This window comes from Paenibacillus sp. N3.4 (assembly GCF_008017805.1).
Taxonomy (GTDB): Bacteria; Bacillota; Bacilli; order Paenibacillales; family NBRC-103111; genus Paenibacillus_E.
In genome coordinates this window covers 57,846-66,116 of sequence record NZ_VRTT01000042.1, presented here as the reverse complement: position 1 = coordinate 66,116, position 8,271 = coordinate 57,846, and the positions used below count along the sequence as shown (strand labels likewise).

Annotated in this window: 5 protein-coding genes, 6 tRNA genes and 2 rRNA genes; all 13 read left to right on the top strand. The window is 43.1% G+C overall.

Going from position 1 to position 8,271, the window contains the following annotated elements:
• A 23S ribosomal RNA gene (locus FU659_RS20640) occupies window positions 1-98 on the top strand; the annotation flags it as partial.
• A 72-nt stretch (window positions 99-170) separates the two neighbouring features.
• Window positions 171-287, top strand: a 5S ribosomal RNA gene (rrf, locus tag FU659_RS20635).
• A gap of 68 nt (window positions 288-355) precedes the next feature.
• A tRNA-Met gene (locus tag FU659_RS20630) sits at window positions 356-432 on the top strand.
• Window positions 433-439: 7 nt separating this feature from the next.
• Window positions 440-515, top strand: a tRNA-Lys gene (locus FU659_RS20625).
• A gap of 19 nt (window positions 516-534) precedes the next feature.
• Window positions 535-614: transfer RNA gene (locus FU659_RS20620), tRNA-Leu, on the top strand.
• Between the two features lie 41 nt (window positions 615-655).
• A tRNA-Gly gene (locus FU659_RS20615) sits at window positions 656-730 on the top strand.
• 8 nt (window positions 731-738) lie between these two features.
• Window positions 739-814, top strand: a tRNA-Arg gene (locus tag FU659_RS20610).
• Between the two features lie 22 nt (window positions 815-836).
• Window positions 837-910, top strand: a tRNA-Pro gene (locus FU659_RS20605).
• Window positions 911-1,125: 215 nt separating this feature from the next.
• Window positions 1,126-2,325, top strand: a complete 1,200-nt coding sequence (locus FU659_RS20600; RefSeq protein ID WP_147949288.1) for an MFS transporter — start codon at window positions 1,126-1,128, stop codon at window positions 2,323-2,325.
• Window positions 2,326-2,582: 257 nt separating this feature from the next.
• A complete protein-coding gene (locus FU659_RS20595) occupies window positions 2,583-3,626 on the top strand; it encodes an HD-GYP domain-containing protein (RefSeq protein ID WP_147949287.1) in 1,044 nt (347 codons plus the stop codon).
• A gap of 45 nt (window positions 3,627-3,671) precedes the next feature.
• Entirely contained in the window at window positions 3,672-4,562 is an 891-nt protein-coding gene (locus FU659_RS20590; protein WP_147949286.1) for a GGDEF domain-containing response regulator, read from the top strand.
• A gap of 27 nt (window positions 4,563-4,589) precedes the next feature.
• On the top strand, window positions 4,590-6,386 hold the full coding sequence (locus FU659_RS20585) for a GAF domain-containing sensor histidine kinase (protein WP_222708594.1): 1,797 nt from the start codon (window positions 4,590-4,592) through the stop codon (window positions 6,384-6,386).
• A 1-nt stretch (window position 6,387) separates the two neighbouring features.
• Window positions 6,388-8,049 (top strand): thiamine pyrophosphate-binding protein, encoded by a 1,662-nt coding sequence (locus FU659_RS20580; protein ID WP_187274287.1) that lies wholly within the window; start codon window positions 6,388-6,390, stop codon window positions 8,047-8,049.
• Window positions 8,050-8,271: the final 222 nt, after the last annotated feature.

The following is an 8,271-nucleotide window of genomic DNA, read 5'->3' as shown; positions in this document are numbered from 1 at the left end:
TGTAAGACCCCTTGTAGACGACGAGGTTGATAGGTTCGAGGTGGAAGTGCGGCAACGTATGCAGCTGACGAATACTAATCGGTCGAGGGCTTAACCAAAATTCCTAAGCAAATCTAACTTTACGCAACGTTTCGTATCTAGTTTTCAAGGCGCAAACCACGCTTTGACTGTTTGGTGATGATGGCGGAGGGGACCCACGCGTTCCCATCTCGAACACGACCGTTAAGCCCTCCAGCGTCGATGGTACTTGAACCGCAGGGTTCTGGGAGAGTAGAACGTTGCCAAGCAGGTACCTTTTTACAGGTATTGTTTTACCTCTCGATGGAGAGAATGAGTATGTAGATTTAACTAATGACGCGGGGTGGAGCAGCCCGGTAGCTCGTCGGGCTCATAACCCGAAGGCCGCAGGTTCAAATCCTGCCCCCGCAACCAATGATTAGAGTCATTAGCTCAGTTGGTAGAGCACCTGACTTTTAATCAGGGTGTCGTAGGTTCGAATCCTACATGACTCACCATTTGCCTTATTTACACTATGCGCGTATGGCGGAATTGGCAGACGCACTAGACTTAGGATCTAGCGGGCGACCGTGGGGGTTCAAGTCCCTCTACGCGCATATCATCCCCAAGGAGTACTATACTTCTTGGGGATCCCTATGCGGAAGTGGCTCAGCGGTAGAGCATCGCCTTGCCAAGGCGAGGGTCGCGGGTTCGATCCCCGTCTTCCGCTCCATTTTTTAAGCGCCCTTAGCTCAGCTGGATAGAGTATTTGACTACGAATCAAAAGGTCGGGAGTTCGAATCTCTCAGGCGCGCCATTTTTTTAACAAAACATCATGTCGGGACGTAGCTCAGCTTGGTAGAGCACCTGCTTTGGGAGCAGGGGGTCGCATGTTCAAATCGTGTCGTCCCGATAGAATAGAAAAGCATAGTCAGACAGCGGAATAGCTGCACTGATTATGCTTTTTTTGTTGTCCTATGGAACACCGAAAGGAGTTCTGTTTATTTTGGATTTAAAATTAAACCTTTGTATAAAGAAAATCTATCAATGGTTTATTTGACATGGTTCAGAATACAATGGTAAATTTAGTGGCATGTGCAACTAATGAAACAACAAGGTGGTGACAGCATGGAATTCCGTTGGAAACGTAATCTGTTCATTTTATGGATTGGTGTATTTTTTTGTGGGATGGCCTACACGCTTTCAATCCCTTTTATTCCGCTTTTTTTACAAGAAGATCTAGGTATTCATAGTAGGTTGGAGATTTGGTCTGGGGTAACCTTCTCAGTTGGTTTTCTTGCGAGTGCTTTGATTGCTCCGTACTGGGGTTCTTTAGCTGATAAATATGGCAGAAAACCGATGCTTATCCGATCAGGTCTTAGCCTAAGCGTGGTGTATTTTATTACTTTTTTTGTACACGATCCTTATATCTTTATTATTGTTAGAATTCTACAAGGTCTTATGGCAGGGTTCATTCCAGCAGCAATTGCTTTAGTGGGAACGAATACACCGGATAAACAAGTAGGTTATGCTTTGGGTGTCATGTCAACGGCTACGGCAGCAGGGGGTATTCTTGGCCCGTTAGTCGGAGGTGTACTTAGTCATTGGGTAGGAACACGAGAATGCTTTATGGTCTCTGGCTGCATCATGCTGATTTCTGCCGCTATTGCTTTAGTAGGGGTGAAAGAAGTTCACGAGAAACCGAAAGGGGCTCGGCCTAGTGTTTTTAAGGATTTGAAACAAGCTGCGGGCAATAAGCAATTGGTATGGGTTTTTGGCATGACGCTATTAGTGGCGACGTCTGTTATGATTTTAGAACCGCTCTTGACTCTTTATGTGATTGAAATTGGAGGGAGTGCTAAGGGCGCTTCACTGAGCTCAGGCATAATTTTCTCAGCAGTCGGCGTGGCCACAGTTATTATGGGGTCTCGTTGGGGGATAATTGGGCAGCGAATCGGCTATGACAAAACGCTATACATTGGATTAATAGGTGGAGGTATCGGAAACCTCTTACAATTAGGAGCCCATAATCTTATTGCGTTTGGTGTTTTGCGGTTCAGCTATGGACTGTTTTTTGCAGCTGTATATCCCGCTCTGAATGCTCTTATAGTTAAGTATTCGGAGGCTGAGTTTCGTGGTAGGGCCATCAGCTTAAACCAAACATCGAGCCAGTTCGGTATGATGGCAGGACCTATGTTAGGTGGTCTCCTTGGAGGATGGATTGGCATCCAATTCGTCTTTCTGATTACCGGTGTAGCGTTGCTTGGAGCGGCAGTATCTATGAAGGTTAGCAGCATGAAAGAAGCCAAGCGTGTAACTTCCGGATAGAGGCAAGAAATCTTTACAAAGCGAATAAAGACTTGAGGCGTACTAATTAGCGGCTTCGAGTCTTTTTGGTTTTCGACAAGATGTGTCAACACAGCAAGCCGATCCTGTCGAAATAAGACGAATGCAATCTTTCTTAGTTAAATTATGATAAATTTCTGTAAAATATTATTAATAAAAAAGGATATTCTCCAATTAAAGAAGAACTAGTACTGATTAAAGTTAAGCATTTACTTGATTAAGAATAAGAGGTAACAGCTATGCAGAATTCGTTATTTTTTAAGAATGTGATAAATTCTGATTCAATTTTCGAATCCATCGGACAATTGAGTGATATAGCCAAGAAAACAATTGGCTGTGAGCATATTTCTCTCTTTCTTATTGACGAAAAACATCAGAATACACCAGCCTCTTATTCGGTTAATATTAGTACAGCCGTGATGGAACAATTGCAAAATATCGTAGTGGACATACAGTACTTTGCCAATATCCCCGAAGGTTCTTCTTTATCGATGCACAATGCAAGCGGAAACCTGAGAGATTATTTGAAACTGACCAAATATCAATCCATCTATGGGTTTCATATCAAACACGGACCCTCATATGGGGCGCTATTGTTTTCCTTTCTAAGCGATGTTGAGTTATCGAATGAACAACTGCAGATGTGCACAGTCATTAAGCTTCATATGGAACAATTAATTAAAAAAATCCAGTTTCGAAGGCAAGTCCTTAAGCAGAAAACGTACGAAAATCTGTTCAACACATTGCGGATGAAAGATAGCTTTACGGTAGATCATTGCTATAATGTAGCCTTTTATTCATCTCTGCTGGGGGCGAGAGCGGGGTTGAATGAGGTAGATATTGAGACATTGAAGTTAGGAGCTCTTTTGCACGATATTGGTAAAATTGCAATCCCGGATCATATCTTAATGAAACCCGGAAGGCTGACAGATGAAGAATTCAATGTGATTCGTCAGCACCCAGTGATTGGATATAAGTTGTTGAAGGATCTTCCTGATGTCGAGGTCGAGGATTTGCTGCCTATCGTTAGATGGCATCATGAACGGATGGATGGGACCGGTTATCCGGACCAGCTTCATGGAAAGGACATTCCGCTGCTCGTGCGTATTGTTAGTTTGGCAGATGCTTTTGATGCCATGACTTCTACGCGGGTGTATCGAGATTCGCTGCATGTTCATGAGGTCAAGGAACAATTGCTTATTCATGCAGGCAAGCAGTTTGATGAAAATTTGGTACAGATTTTTTTAAGTATCATCGATGAGCAGATGCAGATGAATAGCTAGAAGGTAAAGGGCATTTACTTTAGAGATGAAAGCTGGGATTAATTAATGAACGGTCGTATTCTTATCATCGACGACGAACCTCATAATTTAAACATACTTCGCATTTTTTTGAATTCGTTAGAACATGAAATTTTTACGGTCGAGGATGGTAAAGAAGCTATTCAAATGGTGAAGGATAAAGCACCTGATCTGATTCTACTCGATGTGATGATGCCGGAAATTACAGGCTTTGAAATCTGTAGACAGTTAACGTCACAGTGTGATTTTGATATTCCGATTATTTTCTTATCAGCCAACGCGCAGAAAGAAGATATTTTGCATGGTTTGAGATTAGGGGCCTTCGACTATTTGACCAAGCCTTTTGATCTGGATGTCCTGGAAAGAAAGGTCGAAATCGCACTACATCAAAAAGCGAAGCTAAAAAGCTTGAGAAAGGACAACAAAAAATTAGCGAAGCTGGTCTATGTCGATGCCCTTACCGGCCTATACAATCGGGCTTACTTGGATATCACGATTCGCATGATCGAAGAAGGAACCAAAATATTCCAGGCTGCGATGATGGTGGATATGGATTACTTTAAGGACATTAATGATAATTATGGTCATCTGGTTGGCGATCAAGTGTTAAAGGAAGTAGCCAATACGATCTTGTCACAAATCTCCTCTGAAAAGGATCTTGCCTTTCGTTACGGCGGAGACGAATATTTAGTCCTACTGGAAGACGCTTCATCCGCATTGGAAATAGCAGATAGAATCAGTAAAGCTGTCGACAACCTGAAGGTTAGCCTTGCTCCGCAAAAACAACAAAAATTTTCAGTCAGTATAGGATTAACGAGCAACTTTGACCCAACTTCTTTTGAGCACATGATTTCGCAAGCTGATTCCGCTCTTCTGGGAGCCAAAAATAGTGGAAGACATCAAATAAAGATACGCTAACTAAAGGAGAATGGGTGGACGATGGTTATGGAATTAAAAAGCTTTCAAAAGTTGTTTCAAATGACGAAAGTCATTAACTCGCAATTCGAAATGTCAGAAATTTTGCAAGTTTTTGTTGATGCAATAGCAGGAGAGATTACTCAGGCAGATTTAGTCGGTTTTTTCCTCAAACAACCTGATGGTACATTCCAAGGATATAAGGGCAATAAATTGCCTGTAGATATTACGGAATTGCTTATTGACCCGAAGGAAGATGCTTTTGTGAGAGATATTCTTCGCCATCAATCGAGCGATTATATTTCTGATACGAGTACGGACCTTCGTTTGGATCAGTCCAAGCGCAATTTATTAAAAATTAAATCGATACTAGGTATTCCTGTCATTGTGGATAAGGATGTTTTTGGACTTGTTTTCGTCCATGATTTTGGTAAGCCGATGAATATTACCCAAGAGCAAAGGGAAGTAACGGAAGCATTTGTCAATATGGCCAGTGTAGCCATTCGCAACATTCGCATGTTCGAACAACGTCAACTTCTGATGGAGAAGCAGCAGTTGCTTCTGGACGCGACGAAAGCTTTGTCTGAGTCCCTATCGGTTAAGGATGTGCTAAATACATTCTTTCACTATATGCGCAAGGCTAGCGGCTCCAAGGATATTGGCATCCATTTGTATAACGAGAAGGAACATACGATAGAGCCGTATCAATTGTCATCTGTGAATGTAACAGTGGACGAGTGGAAGTTTAAGCACAGAGAAGTGAAGCTGACTATCGAAAACGATCGATTGCTGTACGAAGTGATTACGGAAAAGAAATCAGCAGCCATTGAAGATGTTTATAATGATCCGCGTCCGAATCACAAGGCTTTTGTCTCTTTTAATATTAAAAGCATTATGGTCTTCCCGCTGGTTGCCAAAGGCAGTGTATATGGTGTTGTTGCGATTCCATCCATCGGCAAACAAAGGAAATATGAAGCAAGCTTATTGGAGTTCTGCCAATCGATTTCAGATGCCACAGCAACAGCGTTATCCAATGCTATTCATACAGAATCTTTGGACCATTCGGTTAATGAGCGCTCGATTGAGCTGCAGCATGCTAACTTCAAGCTTGAGGGTCTTGTGAGAGAATTAGAACATCTGAATGAATTAAAAAGCGATTTTATCGCGACACTTTCCCATGAGCTGCGAACGCCAATCACGGCTGTGAAAGGATCGGTCGATATTCTGAGCAAAGGAATTCTGGGTGAGCTGAACGAGTCGCAGCGAGATTTGCTTGATATTGCGGGAAAATCCATCGAACGTTTATTGGATCAAGTAAACGAATTGTTGGATTTCGCCAAAATGGAGAACGGTAAGTTCGAATTGGTATACACCGAAGCGGATTTCAAAGATATTATCAAAGAATCCGTTGGCATTGTCCAATCGCTTATTAATAAAAAGAAGCTGAATCTGATTGTTGAATCCGATGCGGATATGAATACCGTTATTAGAGTGGATAAGCAGCGGATCTTACAAATCTTATTGAATTTACTTTCCAACGCGATTAAATTTACGCCGCCATTGGGTGCAATCACGATAAAAACGCTTTATCATAATGATTCGTTAATGGTTGAAGTGCAGGATAACGGAATCGGTATTCCAATGGAGAAGCAAAAAAATATTTTCACCAAGTTCTATCAAGCCAACAATCAAATCAACGGAACAGGTCTTGGGCTAGCGATTTCTAAGCAATTAATTGAACTGCACGGCGGACGGATTTGGTTCGAAAGCAATGAAGGTCAAGGCTCAAGCTTTAAATTCACGTTGCCTAAAGAAGAGAGGGAATAAGATGCGCGCCATTGAGATTGGATTAAGATTTCTGGTTCAACAGGGTGTCAAATATGTGTTTGGTATACCGGCAGGTTCGATCAATGCGATCTATGATGCGCTTCTAGATATTCCTGAGCTCAAACCGATCGTAGCGAAGCATGAAAACAGCTCAGGCTACATGGCTGGTGCGTATACAAGAATTACAGGTCTTCCATCGATTTGTGTAGCCTCCAGTGGACCGGGGGCGACGAACCTGGTTACGCCGGCTGCAAATGCTTGGAAGCAGAAGCTGCCCGTTATTTTCATTACAGGATCAGTACCCTCCACAAAGCTCGGCAAGGGTGGTGCGCAGGAACTTTATGCGGAACCGATCTTCGCGTCGATTACCAAGATGAGCAGAACGATTATGGATGCTAATCAGCTGCCAGACATCTTGGCAGAGGCTTATTGCACGGCAATAAGCGGTGTTCCCGGTCCTGTTCATCTAGCCATACCGATAGATATTCAAATGACAGATATCGGCGACAGAGAACTTCCGTCTTTGCCTGAGATTCAGCAGCCCGTCATCGATCAGATCGCAGTAAACAAAGCGGCTAATCGGATAAAAGCGGCTGGACGTCGTGGCGCAATTTTGTTGGGGAACGGTGCTAAAGCAGCATCCGACAGCATCGTGCCATTTGCACAAACGATCGGGTGGAAGGTTGCGACAACGCCTCGTGGTAAAGGGGCATTCCCTGAAGATCATCCTTTATCTTTGGGTGTGTATGGTTTATCGGCAAATATTCAAGCAAGCGAGTACCTGAACAGTAATGAGTATGATGTGTTATTAATTATGGGCTCCAGTCTAGGCGAATTGGCCACAAGCAACTGGGAACCACGTTTGGTTGCAGGTAAAGAGCTCATTCATATTGATTATGATCAGAATGAATTAGGGAAATGCTACGAAACGCTATACCCTGTTCATGGAGAAATCAAGCTGGTCATAGCAGAACTATCAGCGCAGCTTGCTGAGAAGGGTCAAGAAGCATCTCAAATATGGAACGCCTATGAAGAAGGGTCAGCAGAAGTAGCAGCGGCTTCGGAGACAGCCGGCGACTCATGGAATACATTGTCAGCGATCCGTCAGTTAAGTGCGACGGCTCCTAAAAATGCGCGTTTCTTCTTGGACATTGGCGAATTCATGACCTACTCGATTCAGAATTTGTTGATCGAGAGTGGACAAGAATTCGATATTGATATTAACTTTGGAGGGATGGGCTCAGGAATCGGCGGTTCCTTAGGCGCACAGTTAGCAGAGCCGTCCAGACCGACAATCTGCGTGACAGGCGATGGTTGCTTTTTCATGCATGGTATGGAGGTACTTACCGCGAAGGAATATCAACTGCCCATTCTTTTCGTAGTTATCAATAATGCTCGTCTTGGCATGGTGTATCATGGTCATATGTTGCAATACAAGCGCTGTCTGGATGACTTCTCCCAAGATCGCGTGAGCATCGCCGGTGTTGCTCGTTCGCTTGGATTACCGTATGCAGAGGTAAGCTCGTTAGCTGATTTACAGAAGAATAAGGTGCAAGAATGGCTTTCTCACGGCGGCCCATTCGTCGTTGAAGTAATCGTGGATGGCAATGAAATTCCCCCCATGGGCGAAAGAGTGAAGTTCTTGCAAGGAGCGACTTATTAATAGCCGCGAAGTCATTCTAAAAGTATTTAAAGCCGATCCCTCCGTCATTGGAAGGGATGGGTTATTTTTTTGTGATACAAAATAATGGAAAAGTTATTGACGCATTAGAATATCAATGTTAACATAAATTCATATTATTCCTAGTGAATAAATCGGTTTAATTTTTCGGAAAATATGGGGAGGGAATCCAGCTGAGTACCTTAAATGAATATTTAGTTCAAA